We start from the raw sequence: 20,858 nt of genomic DNA on the forward strand, positions 1-20,858 counted from the left end.
GGGGACAACATGGATGTTCGACAAGCAGCGAAGCGTGGTGGCCGCGCTCTGGTCGTGTTCGGGCTGCTCGGTCTGCTGACGGGCATTCCTGAGGCGCGGGCAGCCAGTTCCATCTTGATCTGGCCGATCAATCCGGTGATCGAGGCTGATCAGAAGGCGACCGCGCTCTGGCTGGAGAATCGCGGACAGGCACCCGTGAGCATGCAGGTACGGGTGATGGCCTGGAGCCAGACCGGCTATGACGATCAACTGACCCCGCAGAAAACCGTGGTGGGCAGTCCGCCGGTGGCCAACATCGCCCCCGGCAAGCGCCAGCTGATTCGCCTGATAGGCCTGCAACCGGCGCCAGCGGGTACCGAGCAGGCCTACCGGGTGCTGGTGGACGAGATGCTTCAGCCGGACGCCGAGCCGGATGTGCGCCTGGGGGTGAAATTCCAGATGCGTTACTCGGTGCCGCTGTTCGTGTTCGGCAGTGGCGCCGGGCCGGCCAGCGCTGACAAGCCCAGGGCCGGCATCCAGCCGCTGGAACCGAGGCTGAGCTTCACTGTGCAGCGCGAGGGCGGGCAGCGCTTTCTGCTGCTGCACAACCAGGGGCCGGCCCACGCGCGATTGTCCGAGGTGAGCCTCAGCCAGGGCGGTCGTACCACCACCCTGGCCGAGGGCCTGCTCGGTTATGTACTGCCGGGCGCGCGGATGCGTTGGGAACTTCCGGCAAGTGTGGCGGACAACGGCCTTGGTCTGCAGGCGAGAATCAATGAGCGGCGCGAGCTCCAACCGATTCCTGGCCTGTGACCCCGGCCGGGGCAGGGTGGGAGCATGGCAATCCGGCGCAGGCGACAGTCCGTCAGGAGCGGCGGCGGGTGCTTGCGCGCTCCGGCGCTGGCGCTGCTGCTGGGGGCCGAACTCGTGCTGGCGCAGGAGCAGTCCTATCAGCTCTACCTGCAACTTCAGGTCAACCAGATGCCGACCCAGAGGATCATCCCGGTGACCGTGCAAGGCGGCCGCTACCTGGTCGATGCGGAGGATTTGCGCAGCGTCGGCGTGCGAGTTCCGGATGGCGTCCAAGGGCCTACTGCGCTGGACGGGATTCCCGGCCTGGGCAGCCATTACAACGAAGCGCAGCAGCAACTGGAACTGACCCTGCCCAGTGACTGGCTGCCGCGCCAGCAGCTGGGGCAGACCAGCGTCTACGACATGACCCCGGCACAGAGCGACCTCGGTCTGCTGTTCAACTACGACCTCTTCTACAACCACAGCGAAGACGGCGCGCACTACCTCAGCGGCCTCCTCGAGCAGCGCGCATTTGGCGGTTTCGGCGTGCTCGACAATACCGGGGTCTACCGCCATTCCTTCGATGACTTTGCGACCGAGGACGACGGTTACCGCCGCTTCGACAGCTTCTGGCGCTACAACGACCAGCCCCGCATGACCAGCTACCAGGCCGGCGACCTGGTCACCGGCGCCCTGACCTGGAACAGCGCGGTTCGACTAGGCGGTGTGCAGGTATCGCGCAACTTCGGCCTGCGTCCGGACCTGGTCACCTACCCGTTGCCGCGCTTCAGCGGCGATGCCCAGGTGCCCACCTCGGTGGACCTGTTCATCAACAACGCGCGGGTCAGCAGCGACCAGATCAACCCCGGCCCCTTCACCCTGAGCAACGTGCCCTATATCAGTGGTGCCGGTACCGCCACCGTGATCACCACTGACGCCCTTGGCCGCCAGGTCGCCACCATCGTGCCCTTCTACGTGACCAACAGCCTGTTGCAGAAGGGGCTCTACGACTACTCGCTGTCCATCGGCCGCTTGCGCGAAGACTACGGACTGAAGAATTTCTCCTACGGCAGCCACGCCACCAGCGGCACCTTCCGCTACGGCGTCAGCAACGCCTTCACCCTGGAGAGCCACGCTGAGTTCGGCGAAAAGCTGCGCCTCGGCGGTCTGGGCGGAACCTTCGCGGTGGGGCGCTGGGGCACCCTCGGCACCTCCTGGTCGCAGAGCGAGTACGACAGCGAGCGCGGGCATCAGTACAGCCTGGGCTACAGCTACTACTCGCCGTTGTTCGGCATTGGCATGCAGCGGCTGCAGCGCACGTCCGGCTACGCCGACCTCGGGCGCGTAGGGGCACTGGAGGACGACCTTCTGGACAGCGCATTGGCACGGCGGGTCGACCAGCTCACCTTCTCCGTCAACCCACCCGCGCTGGGCAGCTTTGGCATCGGCTACTTCGCCAGTGAGAGCATGGACGGCGAGCGCACCCGACTGCTCAACCTGTCGTGGTCGCGCAGCCTCTGGGGCAACAGCAGCCTCTACCTCTCGCTCAATAGGGAAATCGGTGATTCCGGCTATTCGGCGCTGTTGCAACTCATCGTGCCGTTCGACCTCAACTCCACCTTCAGCGCCTCCCTCGAGCGGGACAATCAGGGCGACTATCGCCAGCGCGTCAACTTCGGGCGCACGCCGCCCACCGATGGCGGCGTCGGCTACAACCTGGCCTATGCCACGGGCAACGGCCAGTACCGCCAGGCCGACCTGACCTGGCGCAATCGCTACAACCAGCTCCAGGCTGGGGTCTACGAGGATGAAGGCCGCACCACCCACTGGGGCGACCTGAGTGGTTCGGTAGTGGCCATGGATGACGGACTGTTCGCCGCCAATCGCATCAATGATGCGTTCGTGCTGGTCAGCACCAGCGGTTTCTCCGACGTGCCTGTGAGCTTCGAGCATCAGCCCATCGGCCGCACCGATGGTGACGGCCACCTGTTGGTGCCCTGGGTGCCTTCGTATTACCGGGGCCAGTACGAGATCGATCCGCTGAACCTTCCGGCCAATGTGCGGGTGCCTGAAGTGGCGCGGAACATTGCCGTGCACCAGGGTAGTGGCGCCTTGCTGGAGTTCGGGATGCAGCGGGTAGCGGCGGCCAGCATCGTGCTGATCGACAGTCGCGGTGAGGTGTTGCCCCGTGGCAGCAAGGCCGAACTCATCGGCAGCGACATCAGCAGCTATGTGGGTTGGGACGGTCTGGTGTATTTCGAGGGGCTCGGCGAGTTCAACCGGTTGCGGGTGGTACGGCCGGACGGCGGGGACTGCGAGGTGGCCTTCGAACTCGAGAATGCCAACCAGGAGCTGGCGCTGGTCGGTCCGCTGACCTGTCGCTGAGAAGGAGAGGGAATGGGCCGGAAGCTGCTGCGCTGGATACTGTTGTCGATCTGCCTGTTGGGGGCGGGGCGGGCAGCCGCCACCTGTGCCGTGACGGCCGCCCCAGCAGTCAGTCTGGGCAACGTCAGCTCGCTGGCGCTGATCACCACCGCCCAGGGCAATATCGGTGGCGCCGGGCTCAAGTGCGCCAGTGTGATCGTGCTGCTGGCCAACAACTACATCCGTGTGACCCTGCAGACCACGCCGCTGGTGCTGAGCGACGGCGCCGGCCATGGCATTCCCTTCAAGGTGTTCACCCGTAACGGCGGTACCGAGCTGCAGCCCAATGTCGCCCTGGAGCTAAGCGACCTCACCATCCTCGGCCTGCTGGCCGGCGCCACAGGGCTGCCGCTGTACTTCCAGGTGCCGGCTGGCCCCAACGTCCCCGCCGGCACCTATACGGCCACAGTGAACCTGAACTGGCAGTACGCGATCTGCGAGAACGGCGTCCTCGTGCTCTGCGGCTGGCAGCGTAGCCCGGGCCTCACCCAGAACTGCCCGGCGAACATCTGCACCGCACCCACCAACTGGGGCACAGGTTCCGTGGCGTCCATCCAACTGACCCTGGTGGTCAGCAAGGCCTGCATCATCAACAGCACGCCACCTGTGAGCCTCGGCAATCATGCGCTGATCAGCCAGTTCGGCACGACGACGACCACCGTCGGCGTCACCTGCACCAACACCGAGGGCTACACCATCGGTTTCGACAGCGGGCAGAACTACCAGGCCCCCTGGCGGCGACTGGCCAGCGGAACCGACCGGATCAACTACAACCTCTACTTCCCCTCAACCAGTACGGTCTGGACCACCTCGCAGACCCAGTCCGCGACCGGTAGCGGCGCGCAACAGAACTACCAGTTCGATACCACCCTCGACCCCACGCAGCCCAACGTTCCCGCCGGCACCTACAACGACAACGTCACGCTGATCATCAACTACTGAACGTCCCGACCGGTGTACCCTTCGGCCCTGTGAAACCCGCCGTTGGAGAGACAGATGAGCCTGGCGCACTACCGCCACTGGGTGTTCGACATGGACGGCACCCTGACTATCGCCGTGCATGACTTCGCTGCCATTCGCGTGGCCCTGGACATCCCCCCGGAGGACGACATCCTCCACCACCTGGCCGCCTTGCCCGAAGACGAAGCCGCCGCCAAGCATGCCTGGTTGCTGGAGCACGAGCGGGAACTGGCGCTGAACGCCAAACCCGCTACAGGCGCCGTCGAACTGGTGCGTGAACTGCACCGGCGTGACTGCCGGCTCGGCATCCTCACCCGCAACGCTCACGAACTGGCGCTCCTCACCTTGCAGGCGATAGGGCTGGGCGATTGTTTCGCCACCGACGACATCCTCGGCCGCGGCGAGGCACCGCCCAAGCCGCACCCGGGCGGGCTGCTGCACCTGGCCGAGCGCTGGCAGGTCGAACCGCGCGAACTGGTGATGGTGGGCGACTACCGCTTCGACCTCGACAGCGGCCGCGCTGCGGGGACGAGCACCGTGCTGGTGAACCTGCCGGATAACCCATGGCCGGAACTGGCGGACTGGTTTGCGCGGGATTGTGGGGAGTTGCTGGGGATGGTGAGGGGGTAAGGGGCAGGTGATTGCGAGCAAGGAGGCTCAATGGAACTCAAGAAATTTGCCAGGGAATTGCGCAGCAACATGACGGATGCTGAGCGTCACCTTTGGTACTACCTGCGTGGACATCGGTTGTTCGGACTGAGTTCAAACGACCGATGCCAATGGGGCGCTACATAGTCGACTTCGTTTGCCTGGAGCAGCGGCTGGTGATCGAACTGGATGGTGGCCAGCATCAGGAACAGGCTGGCCGAGATGGCGAACGCGATCGCTGGCTGTCAGAGCAGGGCCATCAGGTGTTGCGATTCTGGAATCATGAAGTGCTGGGGGATACGGACGCTGTGCTTGAGGCGATAGCACGTGCGTTCGGAAAGCTCTGACCCTCTCCCCGGCCCTCTCCCGCCTGCGGGAGAGGGCGGGGAGAGGGTAAGTGACAATCCGCTAAAGCCTCGCCGTCGAAAACGTATCGCACTTGCCCACTTCACCCTTCTCGAATCCCATCTTGAACCAGCGCACCCGCTGTTCCGACGTGCCGTGGGTGAAGGAGTCCGGGACCACCTGGCCGCGAGCCTGGCGTTGCAGGCGGTCGTCGCCGATGGCGTTGGCGGCATTGAGGGCTTCTTCCAGGTCGCCGGGCTCCAGCCAGTTCAGGCGTTGCTGGGCATGGAAGGCCCAGACGCCGGCCAGGCAGTCGGCCTGGAGTTCCTGGCGCACCAGCAGGCCGTTGTCGCCTTCCACCCGCTCGCCGCGTTGGCGGGCGGCGTTGACCTTGGCGGACACACCCAACAGGGTCTGCACGTGATGGCCCACTTCATGGGCGATGACGTAGGCCTGGGCGAAGTCGCCGGCGGCCTTGAAGCGGCTGGCCATTTCCTCGAAGAAGTCCAGGTCCAGGTACACCTTGCGGTCCCCTGGACAATAGAACGGGCCAACCGCCGACGAGGCGAAGCCGCAGGCCGATTGCACGCCGCCGTTGAACAGCACGAGGGTCGGATCCTGATACTGGCGGCCGGCGGATTGGAAGATGGCGCGCCAGGTGTCTTCGGTATCGCCGAGGATGGCACGGACGAACTCGCGCTCCTCCGGTGTGCCGGTAGGGTTGGCCGACTGCTGCTGGGGATTGACCGAGGCGTTCTGTTGGGTGATCTGACCCAGGATCTGCAACGGGTCCTCACCCATCAGCAGCGCCACGACGACGACGATGGCGATCCCGCCCAGGCCCAGGCCCCTGCCTCCGCCCAGGCGCATGCCGCCGCCACCTGCGCTTCCGCCGTCTTGCACGTTGTCGCTGCGTCGCGCACGTTGCCAGCGCATGATCGCTCTCCGTTCGTATGCGAGTTAATCAGTGTTGACGCTGGCGCCAGTCACCGCCAGCCCGGTCGTCAGCCCAGATCCGCCGTAGTGGGCAGCAGACGGGCATGGGCCAGCAGCTGGACCTCGCCACCCACCAATACGTTACCGGCCGCTGTGACGCAGACGTCGAGCCGGCTCGGGCGGCCAAGGAAGCGGCCCTGGGCCAGGGCGAACGGCTTGTCAGCGGGGTCCAGCCCCTGTGCTACACGCCAGGCCGCCACCGGACCAGCGGCGCTGCCGGTGGCGATGTCCTCCACCACGCCAAGCGGGTCCCAGGTGCGGCCTTCGCGGGCGTCCACGTCCATCAGGAAGGCGAATGCGGCACCAATGCCGGCCAGGGCGTCGTCCAGGGATTCGCGCTGTTTCGCGGCGGCCAACCCCGCGGAGGTCACCGGCAGCAGCAGATAGGGCAACCCGTTGCTGACCACCTGAGCGGGATAGCGGCGGTCACGCTCGCTGCTGAAAGCCGCCGCGAAGGTATCGGCGGCGGCCTCATCCAGCACCTTGCCGAACACTGCGGGCCCCTGGTCCATCTCGGCGTAGAAGCCCTTGTTCTGGCGGCGCGTGGCAATACGCACCTGCTTCTCCGGCAGGTGCAGCAACCAGCTGGCGTCGGACTTGCCGCCATGCAGGTGGTGCAACAGGGCGGCGGCGCCGAGGATCGGGTGGCCGGCGAATGGCAGTTCCTCTTCCACGGTGAACACCCGGGCGGAGAAGGCATTGGGGGCATCCAGCGGTGCGAGGAAGATGGATTCGAATTGCCGCAGTTCGCGGGTCAGCTCCTGCATCGCTGTGGCGGTGAGCTCGCTGGCATCAGGGAAAACCGCCAGGCCGTTTCCGGCCAATACACGTTCGGCGAACACATCGACTTGCCAATATTCCATTTCAGGCTCCAGAAAATGAAAACGGCCGCATCAGGCGGCCGTCGACGAGATGCTGCGCTTCAGTGTGCAGGATACTCGCTGAGTACGCTGAGCTTACCGCCCTGGGAGACACCCACCACCTGGTAGGCGTCCTGCCGGTCGCCCATTTCCATACCGGGCGAACCGACGGGCATGCCGGGCACGGCGGCGCCCAGCAGGTCGGGCCGCTCGCGCAGCTTGAGCACATCGCTGGCCGGCACATGGCCTTCGACGAACTTGCCGTCCACCACCCCGGTGTGACACGAACCGAGTTGGTAGGGCACGCCCAGGCGCATCTTCACGGAAGCCATGTTGGTTTCTTCGTGGTCGCGGACCTGGATGCCGTTATCCCGCAGGTGGCTGATCCAGGCCTTGCAGCAACCGCAGTTCGGGTCGCGGAAGACGTCCATGGCGATGGGCTCGGCGGCCTGGGCGATACCAGCGAACAGGGTGGTGAGCAGGAGAAGGGAACGCATGTGGACTCCTTGCGGCCAGGCAGGCCGGAGACAAAGAAAGGCAGGATAGCGCCGCGACTTCCCGCTCCCAAGCACAGCTCTGTATCAGACTATTCCCAAGCGCCTATGCTTTTTCCTGACCGCGTTGCGAGACCCGTCGATGCTCTTCACCCGCATCCTGTTGGGCCTGCAGGCCCTGATCCTTGCCGTCTTCGGCCTGGCCTACTTCATTCGTCCGGAGGAAATGGCCAGCCTCAGTGGCATGCTGCTGATGGACCCGTCGGCGGTCACCGACGTGCGTGCCTGGTACGGTTGCCTGCCGCTGGGCATTGCCGCGTTCCTCCTGCTGGCGCAGTTGCGCCTGCAACTGGCGCGGGCCGCGCTGGACCTGCTGGTGCTGGTCTACGTCGCCCTGGCGTTGGGGCGGGTCAGCGGACTCTGGCTCGACGGTAGCCTCGGGCAGACCTTCAACCTGTACGCGCTGCTATTCGAGGTGGTGTCCGCGGGGCTCGCCTTCGCCGCCCTGCGCAAGCTGGATGGCGCTTAGGGACCTGGCGTTGCGAGCTTGCTCGCGAACCTCCTTAACCCGATCTTTCGCGAGCAAGCTCGCTCCTACACAAGCCCCTGTGTTGCGCCTGGGATTTCGTCGCATTCGATCACCCGCTCTACCAGTGCCCGCGCATGGGCGGACAGGTCGTAGCCCACACGGCTGACGATGCCATAGCGCGTGTGGCATTCCTCCAGGTCCTCGGGCAGGTCGACCACGTCCAGTCGCACCAGTGCCGCGGCGTCCAGGTACGGGGCCAGGTTGCCCTGGCCGGCGATGCCGATGGCATTGGAGTTCAGCACTACGTTGAGCAGGGCGTAGCCATGCTCGCATTCCACATTGGGCGTGAAATCCTGGCGGCCGCTGTAGTCCACCAGCACCTTGCGGATGTTCGGCGGGCGGAAGGTCGTGGCCAGCGGGTACTGAAATACATCCGCGACGCGAACCTCCTCGTGCTCGGTCAGGGGGTGGCCGGCGCGGCAGCAGAAGTGCCAGCGCTGGGGTTTGAGCTTGTGTACCCGGTAATCAGGATCTGCCTCGAAATGGCGGGTATCGGCAACGAAAAATTCGATTTCTTCGCTGATCAGCCGGCGGTTCAGCTCCTGCCAGCTATCCACCTGGAACTTCACCCGAACGCCTGGGTAGTCGTTGACGAAACGCCCTACGGCGCGAGGGATCAATTGGGCGGCCGGTGCCGGGCCGCAGCCGAAGCGCACCAGCCCTGCGGCAAGGCCATTGAACTGGCTGATCTCGTTGACCAGATTGTGCGCGCCATGCACCAGGCGGCGAGCGTGTTCCAGTACCAGCAGACCCTGCCGGGTCGGGTCCAGGTCCTTGCTGGCGCGGTCCACCAGGCGGCAACCGACGTTGTGTTCCAGCGTCTGGATGCTGCGGCTGAAGGCAGATTGCGACAGGTTCACCGCAGCCGCGGCAGCGATGAAGCTGCGGTGCTCGGCTAGCGCGATGAAGTGGCGGAGTTGGCGAAGGTCGATATGCATTTTCTACATGGAAAGATTCGGTGAAATGCAATTGCTGCTTGGGGTCCCGATCCTTATAAAGGCAATTACTTATTTCTAAAACGAAGAAATAAAACTATTTATATTCGTTAAAGATATATGTGATTTGCCGCCCGATCGCGATTCGGTTCCGCCAACGGAAGTGCTCGCCAAGGCCATCGACCTTAGGAGCACTGCATGTCCCGACTTATCCAGAGTCCGACGCGAACGTCGACGCACCCCCTGAAACTCCTCGCCCTGGCGGTATTGCTGGCCGGCGGCGGCCTGGCCCTGATTGCCCAGGCCGAAGAAACCACCAGCACCCGGGCGAAAGCCGAGCAGGACACCCAGCTCGGCACCGTCACCGTCAATGCCCGCCGCCGCGAGGAAACCGCCCAGAGCGTGCCCACGCCCATCAGCGTGCTCGGTGGCGAGACCCTGGAGCACCAGCGTGTCTACCGTGTGCAGGACCTGCAGCAACTGGTGCCCAGCACCAACGTCTCCTACGTGCATGCCCGCCAGTCGAGCATTTCTATCCGAGGCCTGGGCAACAACCCGGCCAGCGATGGTCTGGAGGGCAGCGTCGGTGTCTATCTGGACAACGTCTATCTCGGCCGCCCCGGCATGGCGGTGTTCGACTTGCTCGATGTGGAGCAGCTCGAGGTCCTGCGCGGCCCCCAAGGCACCCTGTTCGGCAAGAACACCACCGCCGGGGTGATCAACATCAGCACCCGCAAGCCCACTTTCACCACCGAGCGCAGCCTCCAGGCCTCGGTGGGCGAGGACGGTTACTGGCAGACCCTGGGCAGTGTTTCCGGTGGTTTGACCGAAACCCTGGCCGGCCGTCTGACCGCCTATCACACCGAAGACGATGGCTATGTGAAGAACGTCTTCAACGGTGAAGACCTCAACGGCGGCAAGCGCCAGGGCTTCCGCAGCCAGCTGCTGTTCGAACCGAGCGAAACCTTCAACCTGCGCTGGATTGGCGAGTACAACGAGGAGGACTCCAACAACGGCATCCTTACCCTCTACAGCACCGGCCCGACCGTCAACGGGGTCAACCGTTACGAACGCCTTGCCGCGCAGGCCGGTGCCACGCTGGTGTCCGGCAAGGACCGCAAGGTCAACTTCGACTCCGACCAGCAGGTGACGGTGTTCCAGGGTGGCACTTCGGTGGAGGCCAACTGGACCCTGCCGAACGACTTCACCCTGACTTCGATCACTGCCTACCGCTGGTGGGATTTCACCCCGCGCAATGACGACGGTCTCAACGTCTCTGCGTCGATCAATGCCGGCGTCTCGGTGCGTGACAAGCAGTACTCCCAGGAATTCCGCCTGGCCTCGCCCACCGGCGGTGCCTTCGACTATGTACTGGGCGCCTACTACTTCAAGCAGGATCTGGATAACCACTCCTTCAACTTCTACGGCCCCCAGGCGGACATCTGGAACTCCACGCCCGCCGGCGTCCTGGCCAATGTCACCAGCGAGGGCGATGGCCACATCGACACCGACAGCTACGCGCTCTTCGCCCAAGGCACCTGGCACCTGACCGAGCGCCTGGACTTCACCGTCGGTATCCGCGGCACCTACGAAGAGAAGAGCGCCTGGGTCGATCGCGACGCGCCAGTCGGTGGCGCCGCCGTTACCGGTGCCGCCGCAGCCGCGCGCCAGGGCCGGGTCGGCGCCTTCGACTCCGGTGACCTCAACCAGTACAGCTTCAGTCCGTCGGGCCTGCTGTCCCTGAGCTATCAGTTCAATCCCGACGTGCTGGGCTACGCCTCGCTGTCCCACGGTGAGAAGTCCGGCGGCGTCAACCTGACGGTGGGCGCTGCACCGCGCCTGGGCACCGACTCGCTGCTGGTGGGCACCGAGCGGGTCAATAACGCCGAACTCGGCATCAAGAGCACCCTGCTTGACCACCGCCTGCTGCTCAACGCCAACCTGTTCTGGGCTGAGGTACATGGCTACCAGGCCAATGTCTACGACCAGGTCAACCGCGTGCAATTCCTCGCCAACTCCGGCTCCGTACGCTCCCGTGGCCTGGAGTTCGAGGCCACCGCGCTGCCGGTCCGTGGCCTGACCCTGAACTTCAACGGCTCCTGGAACGACGTTCGCTACACCGACTACAAGGACGCGCCGTGCCCGCCGGAAGTGAGTCTGGCCAACCCTGTCGCCACTTGCGACCTGACCGGGCACCAGGTGGTGGGAGCCTCCAAGTACATCGCCAACCTGAACGGCGAATACAAGTGGCAACTGGCCGATCGCGTCGAGCCTTATGTCACCGCGAGCTACGCCTTCCGCTCCAAGGCCGTGGGCACCATCGACGACTCCGACTTCGGCCAGATCCCCAGCTACGCCGTGGTCAACCTCTCCGGCGGCGTGCGCCTGGACCAGGGCGATGGCGTCCTCGACCTGTCCCTCTGGGTGAAGAACGCCGGTGACAAGACCTACTTCACCAGCCTGTGGAACTCCGCCAACGGTGGCTACGCCGGCGTATTGGGTACGCCTAGGACCGTGGGCGCCACCGCCCGCTACGACTTCTGAGCACAAGGAAACTGCAATGAAACTCAAGACCCTCGGCCTCGCGGCCACCCTGGTCGCCGGCCAAGCTGTCGGCGCCCCCAGCGTCTACCCCACCGGCGTGACCCTTTATGACCCGGCCAAGGCCTGGAACGGCTATGTGATCTTCAGCTCGCCGGATAAGCAGACTCGCCTGATCGACATGAATGGCAACGAGGTGCGGCACTGGAACAACGCCGGCTTTCCCGCCGCGCTGATCGACCCGAAGAACAATGGCGGCAAGCGCGGCCACCTCTTCGTGCAGCTCGAAGAGGTGAAGGAACCGAGCAAGTTGGCTTCCGCCGGCAATGGCCTGCGTAACAAGACGGTGGGTGAGCTGGACTGGAGTGGCGAGGTGGTCTGGCAGTGGGGTGACAAGGCGCCGGGTGGGGCGGCCCATCAACACCATGACCAGCGCCGGTTGGCCAACGGCAACACCCTGGTGCTGGCCAACCAGCTGCATGCGGTGAAGGGCTTTACCGTGCCGCAGGTGATCGACGACGTGATCTACGAGGTCACGCCGGCCGGCAAGGTGGCCTGGAGCTGGATGGCCTCGCGGCACCTGGATGAGTTCGGCTTCTCCGCTGAGCAGCTCAAGCTGGTACGCGCCAGCAAGAATCCTGACGTGCTGCACATCAACAACCTCAGCGTGGTCGGGCCGAACAAGTGGTTCGACGCCGGCGACAAGCGCTTCCACCCGGACAACCTGCTGATCGATTCGCGCGAAGGCAACTTCATCGCCATCATCGACAAGGCCACCGGCAAGGTCGCCTGGCACCTCGGCCCGAACCTGCCGAAGCTCAATGCCTACGCACCGGCCACGGTGCCGCGCCCGGTGGACCAGTTCTCCGGCCAGCACGACGCCCACATCATTCCCGAAGGCCTGCCCGGTGCCGGCAACCTGCTGGTGTTCGACAACCAGGGCGAGGCCGGCTACCCGCGCGTACCGTTGAGCCTGCTAGGCGGTTCGCGGGTTCTGGAGATCGACCCGGTGAAGGGCGAGATCGTCTGGCAGTACAGCGCCGCGGACAGCGGCCAGCCGGGCTGGGCCTTCTTCAGCGCCTTCATCAGCAGCGCCCGGCGCCTGCCCAACGGCAACACCCTGATCGACGAAGGCAAGTTCGGCCGGGTGTTCCAGGTCACCCCCGCAGGCGAGATCGTCTGGGAGTACGTCAGCCCGTACTTCGGCAAGACCCCTGTGGGCAACGCGCGCAGTAACTGGATCTACCGCGCGCTACCGGTGCCCTACGACTGGGTACCCGAGGGCACGCCACGTTCCGAGCAGGCCGTCACGCCGCCCGCCATCGACCAGTTCCGCGTATCCACCAACCCCTGATTGCCACTACTTCCTGTGGGAGCGAATTCATTCGCGAATCGCCCCGCAGGATCTCATTGAAGGACACACAAGATGAACGCCAAAACCGAAACCCCTGCCATCCCCGAAGGCGCCTGCATCACCGCCAAGGTCCCCGAGCGTGGCACCGCGCTGCTCGGCGACGTGGTGGTCAACCCCTACAAGCTGGCGCCGCTGATCGCCATCATCCGCGACGGTGGCCAGGCCATCAGCGCGGCCCATGTGCGCGTGCTGGGTCGTGGCGAGCGTGGCGTAGACATCGCCTATGAGGTCTCCGAGCGCTCGCTGTGGACCTATGGCGGAATCCCGGTCTTCGGCCTCTACCCGGACCACGTCAACCAGGTGGAAGTGACCTACAAGCTGGATGGCGAACGCATCCGCGAGCGCTATCAGGTATACGCGCCGGCCGTGCGCCTACCGGTGGTGGCCAACCAGACCGCCGCACTGCCGCTGGTGGAACCGATCAAGGTGGCGCCCGGCTTCGAACACCGCCTGTACCTGTTCAACCACCTGCTGGGGGAGATTCCCGGCGGACGTGCCTTCAAGTGGAATGCCCTGGGCGGTGCCGCCGAGTGGGACCAGGTGGGCAACAACTGGATCGCCGACAGTAACGGCGACGTGCGCTGGTACCTGGACATCGAGCAGATCCACGATTCTGGTCGCAGGGACGGTCTGGGCGGCACCATGGGCTTCCAGCAGACCCGCGACGGCAAACTGATCTGGGGGCAGGGCCAGACCTATTCCAAGTACGACCTGCTTGGGCGTCGCGTGTGGCAACGCGCTCTACCGGACAAGTTCGCCGACTTCTCCCACGAAATCCGTGAGACCCCCAACGGCACCTACCTGCTGCGCGTCGGCACCAGCGACTACCGCCGTCCGGACAACAAGCGCGTGCGCTCCATCCGTGACCACATCATCGAAGTCAACGAAGCCGGCGACGTGCTGGACTTCTGGGACCTTAACCAGATCCTCGATCCCTATCGTGGCGAGCTGCTGGAAACCCTGGGCAAGGCCGCGATCCAGCTCCCCGAAGGCGTTCAGAAGCAGGAGAGTAATGCCGCGAACGAACTGCTCGAAGGCGACCTGCCTTTTGGCGATACCCCCGGTGTCGGCACTGGCCGCAACTGGGCTCACGTCAACGCCATCGACTACGACGCCAGCGATGACAGCATCATCATTTCCGCCCGCCATCAGGGCGTGGTGAAGATCGGTCGCAACAAGGAGGTGAAATGGATTCTCGCCTCGCCCCAGGGCTGGCCGGAGCGCCTCAAGGCCAAGGTGCTGACCCCGGTGAACGCCAAGGGTGAAGCGCTCGCAGAGGAGGGCGGGCTCTACGCCGAAGGCTTCGACTGGTCCTGGACCCAGCACACGGCGTGGCTCACCGGCAAAGGCACGCTGAGCGTGTTCGACAACGGCTGGGGGCGCAACTTTTCGCCAACGAAGCTTGCCGGCAACTACAGTCGCGCGGTGGAGTACCGCATCGACGAGGCGAAGGGCACTGTCGAGCAGCTCTGGGAGTACGGCAAGGAACGCGGGGACGAGTGGTACAGCCCGGTGACCTCGGTAGTCGAATACCGCGCTGACAAGGACACCCAGTTCATCTACTCGGCCTCGGTCGGCTTCCTGACCCCGGAGAAACTCACCACCACCGTGCTCAACGAAGTGAAGTACGGCACCCAGGATGTTCAGGTGGAACTCAAGGTCAGCAGCCGCCAGCCGGGCAGCGTGGGCTATCGGGCGCTGGTGATCGATCTGGCGTGTGCCTTCTCGTAGGTAAGCGCTCTTGTAGGATGCTATAGAGCGCAGCGAAGCCCAACGATTCCGGGAACACCAAGTTGCGCTCTGCTGCCCTCACCCCCTGCCCCTCTCCCCTTGGGAAAGGGGCAGGGGGTGAGGGTGGGCAGGAAACTCAGCGCCGCTCCAGCAACACACCCGATTCCATGTGGTGGGTGTAGGGGAACTGGTCGAACAGCGCGCAACGCACCACCTTGTGGGTGTCGCTGAGCTGCTGGATGTTCGCGGCCAGGGTTTCCGGATTGCAGGAAATGTAGAGGATGCGGTCGAAGCGGCGGGTCAGTTCGCAGGTGTCCGGGTCCATGCCGGCACGGGGCGGATCGACGAAGACGTTGCCGAACTCATAGCCCTTGAGGTCGATGCCGGCCAGACGGCGGAATGGACGGACCTCGTTCAATGCTTCGGTCAATTCCTCGGCGGACAGGCGTACCAGGGTGACGTTATCCACAGCGTTATCGGCCAGATTGGCCAGGGCTGCGTTCACCGAGGTCTTGCTGATCTCGGTGGCCAGTACCTTGCGCACGCGAGTGGCCAGCGGGAGCGTGAAGTTGCCGTTGCCGCAGTACAGCTCCAGCAGGTCGTCCTGGCGCTCGCCCAGCACATCGAAAGCCCAGCCGAGCATCTTCTGGTTCACCTCGCCGTTGGGCTGGGTGAAGGCACCCTCCGGTTGGCGATAGCGGAATGCCCGGCCGGCGACGGTCAGTTCTTCCTCGACATAGTCGCGGCCGATGACGATGCGCTTGCCCTTGGAACGGCCCACCAGGCTTACGCCCAAATCGGCCGCGAGCTTCTCGGCCTCGGCTTGCCAGGCCTCGTCCAGCGGACGGTGGTAGCAGAGGGTAATCAGTGCATCGCCGGCCAGGGTGGTGAGGAACTCAACCTGGAACAGCTTGAACGACAGCACCTGGCTCGCCTGCCAGCCCGCCTTGAGGCGCGGCATCAGCTCATTGATGCGGCGGCTGGCGATAGGGAAGTCCTCGATCAGTATCGGGGTGAACTTGTCGCCGGCCTCGAACATCGCGTAATGGCGGGTTTCGTTGCCGGTTTCGCGCCAAAGGCGGAACTCGGCGCGCAGGCGGTAGTGTTCGCGGGGGGATTCGAAGACTTCCGGCTCCGGCGCGTTAAAGGGCGCCAGCAGCGCCTTCAGGCGCTGTGTCTTCTCGGTGAGTTGGGCGGCGTAGGCCGCCGGATCGAACTGGGGACGACTCATCAGTGGAAGAAACCCATCTTGATAACGAAGAGCACGGCGAGGATCACCAGCGCCGGGCTGAGTTCCTTGTAGCGGCCGGCCAGGGTCTTGATCGCGGCCCAGGCAATGAAGCCGAAGGCGATGCCGTCGGCAATGGAATAGGTGAACGGCATCGCCAGGGTGGTGATCAGCACCGGCGCGGCGGTGGTCAGGTCGTCCCAGTCGATTTCAGCCAGGCCCGAGGCCATCAGCACGGCAACGAAGAACAGCGCCGGGGCGGTGGCGAAGGCCGGCACGCTGCCCGCCAACGGCGAGAGGAACAGCGCCAGCAGGAAGAGTACCGCCACCGTCAGGGCGGTGAGACCGGTACGACCGCCGGCACTGACGCCTGCAGCGGATTCGATGTAGCTGGTGGTGGTGGAGGTACCCAGCAGGGAACCGCCCATGGCTGCGGTGGAGTCGGCGATCAGCGCGCGGCCCATCTTCGGCATGTAGCCATCGGCCCGCATCAGGCCGGCTTTCTTGGCCACGGCGATGAGGGTACCGGAGTTGTCGAACAGATCGACGAAGAGGAAGGCGAAGATCACGCTCACCAGACCGATTTCCAGCGCGCCCTTGATGTCCAGCTGGAGGAAGGTAGGCGCCAGCGACGGCGGCATGGAGAAGATGCCACCGAACTGGGACACGCCAAGGGCGATACCGGCGATGGTCACCACGAGGATGCCGATCAGCACGGCGCCGGTCACCTTGCGGGCTTCCAGGGCAACGATCAGGAAGAAACCGAGCACGGCGAGGATCGGCTCGGGCTTGGTCAGGTCCCCCAGGGTCAGCATGGTCACCGGATGGGCCGCGACGATGCCGGCCTTTTGCAGGGCGATCAGCGCCAGGAACAGGCCGATCCCCGCAGCGATGGCCGAGCGCAGTTCCAGCGGAATGCTGTTGATGATCCATTCACGGATTCGGAAGATCGACAGCAGGAAGAACATGCACGCCGAAATGAACACCGCGCCCAGGGCTACCTGCCAGGTGTGGCCCATGTGCAGGACCACGGTGTAGGTGAAGAAAGCGTTCAGCCCCATGCCGGGAGCCAGGGCAATCGGATAGTTGGCGATCAGTCCCATGACCGTCGAGCCGATGGCTGCTGCCAGGCAAGTGGCGACGAACACCGCGCCCTTGTCCATGCCGGTCTCGCCGAGGATGGCCGGGTTGACGAAGAGGATGTAGGCCATCGTCAGGAAGGTCGTCAGACCGGCCAGGATCTCGGTGCGCACGTTGGTGTCGTGCGCCTTGAGTTGGAACAGCTTTTCCAGCATGTGTGGGCTCCCCGTGACGCACTGCGTCGTTGTCATTCAGCTGGCGAAAAGCAAAGCACAAATGCACGGCACACGCGGGCGCCATGGACTTTTCTCTGCCAGTCTGAAAAAAGGCGCGCATCATACCAGCTCACCCGTGAGCGGTGAATTTATGACCGGACGGACAGCTTCGGTTTCCAGGAACAGGAGATTGCCATGCATACCCAACCCCAACTCCAGGCCCTGATCGCCGTCGCCGAAGGCGTAGAAGACCTGGAGACCGTGACTCTCATCGACGTGCTGCGGCGCGCCGAAATCAAGACGGTGGTGGCCAGCATCGAAACCCGCCGCATGATCACGCTGGCCCGTGGCACGCGTCTGACCGCCGATACCATGCTCCTCGACGTACTGGCTCAGGATTACGACCTGATCGTGCTGCCCGGTGGTATGCCGGGCGCGCAGCGTCTTGGCGAACACGAACCATTGGGCGAGAAGGTCCGCGAGCAGGCGAAGGCCGGCCGCTTCTTCGCCGCCATCTGTGCTTCTCCTGCGATGGCCCTGCAGCCCTTCGGCGTCCTGCGCCAGCGGCGCATGACCTGTTACCCGAGCTTCAGCGACCGCCTTTCCGGCTGCACCTTCGTCGACCAGCCGGTGGTGGTGGACGGCAATTGCATCACCGCACAAGGCCCCGGTAGCGCCCTGGCCTTCGCCCTGACGTTGGTGGAGCAGCTATGCGGCAAGGCCAAGCGCAATGAAATTGCCAAGGCGATGCTGGTGTCCTGACGGCGGGCTAGTTGGCACTTTTCCTGTGGGAGCGAATTCATTCGCGATGGCGGACCGATGGGTATCGCTTCGCTCAACCCGTCCTACGAGGGCCGATCGCCTTGTAGGGTGGGTGGCGCTCTTCCATCCACCATCGTCGCTATGTAGGCCTCCGAGTGGCGGATCTGTAGGGGCGAATTCATTCGCCAAGGGCAGCGCAGCTGCCCCGTAGGTTGGTGCAGAGCGCAGCGAAGCCCAACGATGGTCTTCTGCCCGTGACCTCGAAGAGCAGACCTTCGGCCTGCTTGGCGATTGAAATCGCCCCTACAAGGATTCAGGCCCAGGTTGGGCGCTCGTAGCTCGGAGTCACCGGCTGCTCATATGGCGCAGCCTACATGGGGGGCAGAGGCGGCTGCGAGCCTGCAGGTTGGGCTGAAACATGATTCCCCACGCTCTCCGAGCCCAGCTGAGCGTCTGCGGCAAAGCCTAGTTACGTAAGGTACCAGCCTTGATGGAGTGGGGTGACCCCGGCAGCGGCCGACCGGTGGCGGGGTCGAGTTGCCGGGCCTTGGCCAGTTGTTGGGTCAGCGCCTCGCTGGGTTTGGGCGGTGGAATGTTGGCTTCGCGCGCTTCCAGCCATTTGAGCGTGCCGTCCCAGGGCGGCAGCTGGGCGGGTGGCAGTGGGAGGATTTCATTGATCTCGGGGACTTTGGGAGAGGCGTAGGAGTAGTCTGCGAGAATGCTCCAGATTGCTTTGTAGCGTTCGGCGCGTTCAAGGTCTTTCTCTTGGCCTAGGTAGTAGAGGGTGTCCGTCGGGGACAGCCCCCTAAATGCTTCCCACAGGCGTCCTGCTGAGCTTTCATCGCCTGCCGCAGCTCCTAGCTGAAAGACCTCAAGGGCCTCTTGATAGTTACCTGCCACTGACAGGTGGACGCCCAGTGCTCTGGCAGCTCTCCCATTCCCCTGTTCCGCCGCACAACGCCGCATCTGCCGGGCAATATCCGGTGCGAACTTTATGGGGGCCAACTTGTCGGCCACCAGGGCTTGGGCCAGGGCACTGCCCTCGTCGGCGGCCTTGCGGTAGTACCGCAGGGCCATGGCCGCGTCCTCTCGCAGGCCGGCTGCACCCTGTTGCAGAAAGATACCGACGAAGTAGTAGCCGGTGGCCACGCCGGCGTCGATCAGTTCCTGGCTCAAGCGCAGGCGCTCGGCACCGCGTACCTGGAAATGACTACGAAAGGCACCGTTCACCAGGTTGATAGTGGCCTTGTAGTGCTGGTGCGCGGCGGCGATGCGGTAGAGCCGCTCGACCTCGGCACCCACGGCCGGGTCTTCCTTGAGCTGGTTGTTCTTCTGCAGCCAGCGGGCGTACTGGAACAGCAGTTCGCTGTCGGCCGAGGGTTCGGGGATGCGTTCATGCTGGCAGGTGAAGGCCAGGTTGGCCTTGATCTGGGGGAGCGGGTCCACAGTCGGGTCCTGTTTCAGTTTGAGTCCGTGGCCGCCGCAGGCGGCCAGCAGCAGACCCAGCGCTCCCAGCAGAAGTACCCTAGGCTTCACCGAGCATTCTCCACTCAATCAGTTCCTCGCCCACTGTGATCCTGTCGGGCAGCGGCCAGAGGCGGGGCTGGTTCTGCCGCACCAGCAGCGTGGGCAGGATTTCGCCCTGTTCGAAGCGGCGAATGGCGCCGTCGTGGAGATGGGCCAGACGATTCTGGGTCAGCGCCACGGCTTGCCAGTAACCGGCGTGGGGGCAGGGTTGGCCGCTGTCGCAGACCGGCGCGGGTGCATCGACCTTGATGAAGTGGGGTGACCCCGGCAGCGGCCGGCCGGTGGCGGGGTCGAGTTGCCGGGCCTTGGCCAGTTGTTGGATCAGCGCCGCGCTGGGTTTGGGCGGTGGAATGTTGGCTTCGCGCGCTTCCAGCCACTTGAGTGTGCCGTCCCAGGGCGGCAGCTTGGCTGGCGGCAAGGGCACGATGTCGTTGATTTCGGGGACTGAGGGTTGGGCGTAGGAGTAATCTGCCAGGATGCTCCAGATTCTTTCGTAACGTGCAGCGCGTTCGGGGTCTTTTTCTTGGGCCAGGTAATACAACCGATCTTCCGGCTTTGGACCACGGAAGCCTTTCATCAAAAATGAAGCCGAGGTGCTGTAACCTGCTGCTGTCCCAAGTTGATAAGCCTCCAGGGCCTCCTCATAGAGTCCGTCACCTGCTAGATCAACGCCTAGGTCTGTAGCGGCATCACCATGGCCCTGTTCGGCAGCACAACGGCGCATCTGTCGGGCAATGTCCGGTGCGATTCTAATGGGGGCCAGCTTCTTGGCCACCCGCGCCTGCCCCAGTGCGCTGCCCTCGTCGGCGGCCTTGCGGTAGTACCGCAGGGCCATGGCCGGGTCCTCCCGCAGGCCGGCCGCACCCTGTTGCAGAAAGATACCGACGAAGTAGTAGCCGGTGGCCACGCCGGCCTCGATCAGTTCCTGGCTCAAGCGCAGGTGTTCGTCGCCGCGCAGCTTGAAGTGGCCACGCATGCTGCCGTTTTGCAGGTTGATGTTGGCCTTGTAGTGCTGGTGCGCAGCGGCGATGCGGTAGAGGCGCTCGACCTCGGCGTCCACGGCCGGGTCTTCCTTGAGCTGGTTGTTCTTCTGCAGCCAGCGGGCGTACTGGAACAGCCGGTCGCTGTCGGCCGAGGGTTCGGGGATGCGTTCATGCTGGCAGGTGAAGGCCAGGTCGGCCTTGATCTGGGATAGCGGGTCCACGGTGGGGTCCTTTTTCAGTTTGAGTCCATGGCTGCCACAGGCAGCCAGCAGCAGGGTCGTGAGCAGGAGCAGGAAACGCATCAGTCGAGGTTCCTCAGGATGGCCTTGTCATACAGGAACTCCACCAGAGGGGT

Annotated in this window: 17 protein-coding genes and 1 pseudogene; 10 read left to right on the plus strand and 8 right to left on the minus strand. The window is 64.4% G+C overall.

The features are described 5' to 3' along the window. Positions 1–9: 9 nt before the first annotated feature. The 5 genes and pseudogenes from E8E75_RS27090 (at position 10) to E8E75_RS27110 (ending at position 5,150) form a co-directional block, all read left to right on the plus strand. The gene (locus E8E75_RS27090) at positions 10–792 is read left to right on the plus strand and encodes a molecular chaperone (RefSeq protein WP_153921428.1); all 783 of its coding nucleotides are present in this window, start codon (positions 10–12) and stop codon (positions 790–792) included. A gap of 72 nt (positions 793–864) precedes the next feature. Then, positions 865–3,156, plus strand: a complete 2,292-nt coding sequence (locus E8E75_RS27095; RefSeq protein ID WP_306109945.1) for a fimbria/pilus outer membrane usher protein — start codon at positions 865–867, stop codon at positions 3,154–3,156. A 12-nt stretch (positions 3,157–3,168) separates the two neighbouring features. Further along, the gene (locus E8E75_RS27100) at positions 3,169–4,137 is read left to right on the plus strand and encodes a spore coat protein U domain-containing protein (RefSeq protein WP_120653057.1); all 969 of its coding nucleotides are present in this window, start codon (positions 3,169–3,171) and stop codon (positions 4,135–4,137) included. A gap of 54 nt (positions 4,138–4,191) precedes the next feature. After that, complete coding sequence (locus E8E75_RS27105; protein ID WP_120653056.1) at positions 4,192–4,785, plus strand: HAD family hydrolase; 594 nt, start codon at positions 4,192–4,194, stop codon at positions 4,783–4,785. Positions 4,786–4,854: 69 nt separating this feature from the next. After that, a pseudogene (locus E8E75_RS27110) lies at positions 4,855–5,150 on the plus strand (DUF559 domain-containing protein). A gap of 61 nt (positions 5,151–5,211) precedes the next feature. Here the strand turns inward: E8E75_RS27110 and E8E75_RS27115 are convergent. The 3 genes from E8E75_RS27115 to E8E75_RS27125 all read right to left on the minus strand — a co-directional run bounded on the left by E8E75_RS27115 (position 5,212) and on the right by E8E75_RS27125 (position 7,501). Beyond that, positions 5,212–6,084: a neutral zinc metallopeptidase gene (locus E8E75_RS27115; RefSeq protein WP_120653055.1), complete on the minus strand. Its 873-nt coding sequence runs from the start codon at positions 6,082–6,084 to the stop codon at positions 5,212–5,214. A 68-nt stretch (positions 6,085–6,152) separates the two neighbouring features. Beyond that, a complete protein-coding gene (locus E8E75_RS27120; RefSeq protein ID WP_153921425.1) occupies positions 6,153–7,007 on the minus strand; it encodes a PhzF family phenazine biosynthesis protein in 855 nt (284 codons plus the stop codon). A gap of 59 nt (positions 7,008–7,066) precedes the next feature. After that, positions 7,067–7,501 (minus strand): DUF411 domain-containing protein, encoded by a 435-nt coding sequence (locus E8E75_RS27125; RefSeq protein WP_153921423.1) that lies wholly within the window; start codon positions 7,499–7,501, stop codon positions 7,067–7,069. A gap of 139 nt (positions 7,502–7,640) precedes the next feature. On the opposite strand from E8E75_RS27125, the gene E8E75_RS27130 reads away from it, so the two are divergent. Next, entirely contained in the window at positions 7,641–8,027 is a 387-nt protein-coding gene (locus tag E8E75_RS27130) for a DUF4345 domain-containing protein (RefSeq protein WP_120653052.1), read from the plus strand. A 65-nt stretch (positions 8,028–8,092) separates the two neighbouring features. On the opposite strand, the gene E8E75_RS27135 is transcribed toward E8E75_RS27130, so the two are convergent. Next, entirely contained in the window at positions 8,093–9,025 is a 933-nt protein-coding gene (locus tag E8E75_RS27135; RefSeq protein WP_120653051.1) for a LysR family transcriptional regulator, read from the minus strand. A gap of 195 nt (positions 9,026–9,220) precedes the next feature. On the opposite strand from E8E75_RS27135, the gene E8E75_RS27140 reads away from it, so the two are divergent. The 3 genes from E8E75_RS27140 (at position 9,221) to E8E75_RS27150 (ending at position 14,708) form a co-directional block, all read left to right on the plus strand. Beyond that, positions 9,221–11,566, plus strand: a complete 2,346-nt coding sequence (locus E8E75_RS27140; RefSeq protein WP_153921421.1) for a TonB-dependent receptor — start codon at positions 9,221–9,223, stop codon at positions 11,564–11,566. A 16-nt stretch (positions 11,567–11,582) separates the two neighbouring features. Continuing rightward, on the plus strand, positions 11,583–12,917 hold the full coding sequence (locus E8E75_RS27145; RefSeq protein WP_153921420.1) for an aryl-sulfate sulfotransferase: 1,335 nt from the start codon (positions 11,583–11,585) through the stop codon (positions 12,915–12,917). Between the two features lie 72 nt (positions 12,918–12,989). Continuing rightward, positions 12,990–14,708 (plus strand): aryl-sulfate sulfotransferase, encoded by a 1,719-nt coding sequence (locus E8E75_RS27150; protein WP_153921419.1) that lies wholly within the window; start codon positions 12,990–12,992, stop codon positions 14,706–14,708. Between the two features lie 136 nt (positions 14,709–14,844). On the opposite strand, the gene trmA is transcribed toward E8E75_RS27150, so the two are convergent. Together trmA and E8E75_RS27160 are read right to left on the minus strand one after the other, a co-directional pair. Then, on the minus strand, positions 14,845–15,939 hold the full coding sequence (trmA, locus tag E8E75_RS27155; protein ID WP_153921418.1) for a tRNA (uridine(54)-C5)-methyltransferase TrmA: 1,095 nt from the start codon (positions 15,937–15,939) through the stop codon (positions 14,845–14,847). Then, positions 15,939–17,231 carry an NCS2 family permease gene (locus E8E75_RS27160; RefSeq protein ID WP_120653046.1) on the minus strand — a complete coding sequence of 431 codons (1,293 nt, stop codon included), beginning with the start codon at positions 17,229–17,231 and terminating at the stop codon, positions 15,939–15,941. Before E8E75_RS27160 ends, trmA begins: the two co-directional genes overlap by 1 nt. Positions 17,232–17,426: 195 nt before the next feature. On the opposite strand from E8E75_RS27160, the gene E8E75_RS27165 reads away from it, so the two are divergent. Then, complete coding sequence (locus E8E75_RS27165; protein WP_120653045.1) at positions 17,427–17,993, plus strand: DJ-1 family glyoxalase III; 567 nt, start codon at positions 17,427–17,429, stop codon at positions 17,991–17,993. Between the two features lie 465 nt (positions 17,994–18,458). On the opposite strand, the gene E8E75_RS27170 is transcribed toward E8E75_RS27165, so the two are convergent. Further along, on the minus strand, positions 18,459–19,529 hold the full coding sequence (locus tag E8E75_RS27170) for a DUF6396 domain-containing protein (RefSeq protein ID WP_280359952.1): 1,071 nt from the start codon (positions 19,527–19,529) through the stop codon (positions 18,459–18,461). Beyond that, positions 19,519–20,805, minus strand: a complete 1,287-nt coding sequence (locus E8E75_RS27175) for a DUF6396 domain-containing protein (protein ID WP_280359954.1) — start codon at positions 20,803–20,805, stop codon at positions 19,519–19,521. The genes E8E75_RS27170 and E8E75_RS27175 overlap by 11 nt, the downstream gene beginning before the upstream one ends. Between the last annotated feature and the right edge of the window lie 53 nt (positions 20,806–20,858).

The sequence above is a fragment of the Pseudomonas sp. BN606 genome (genome assembly GCF_029873115.1).
Taxonomy (GTDB): Bacteria; Pseudomonadota; Gammaproteobacteria; order Pseudomonadales; family Pseudomonadaceae; genus Metapseudomonas.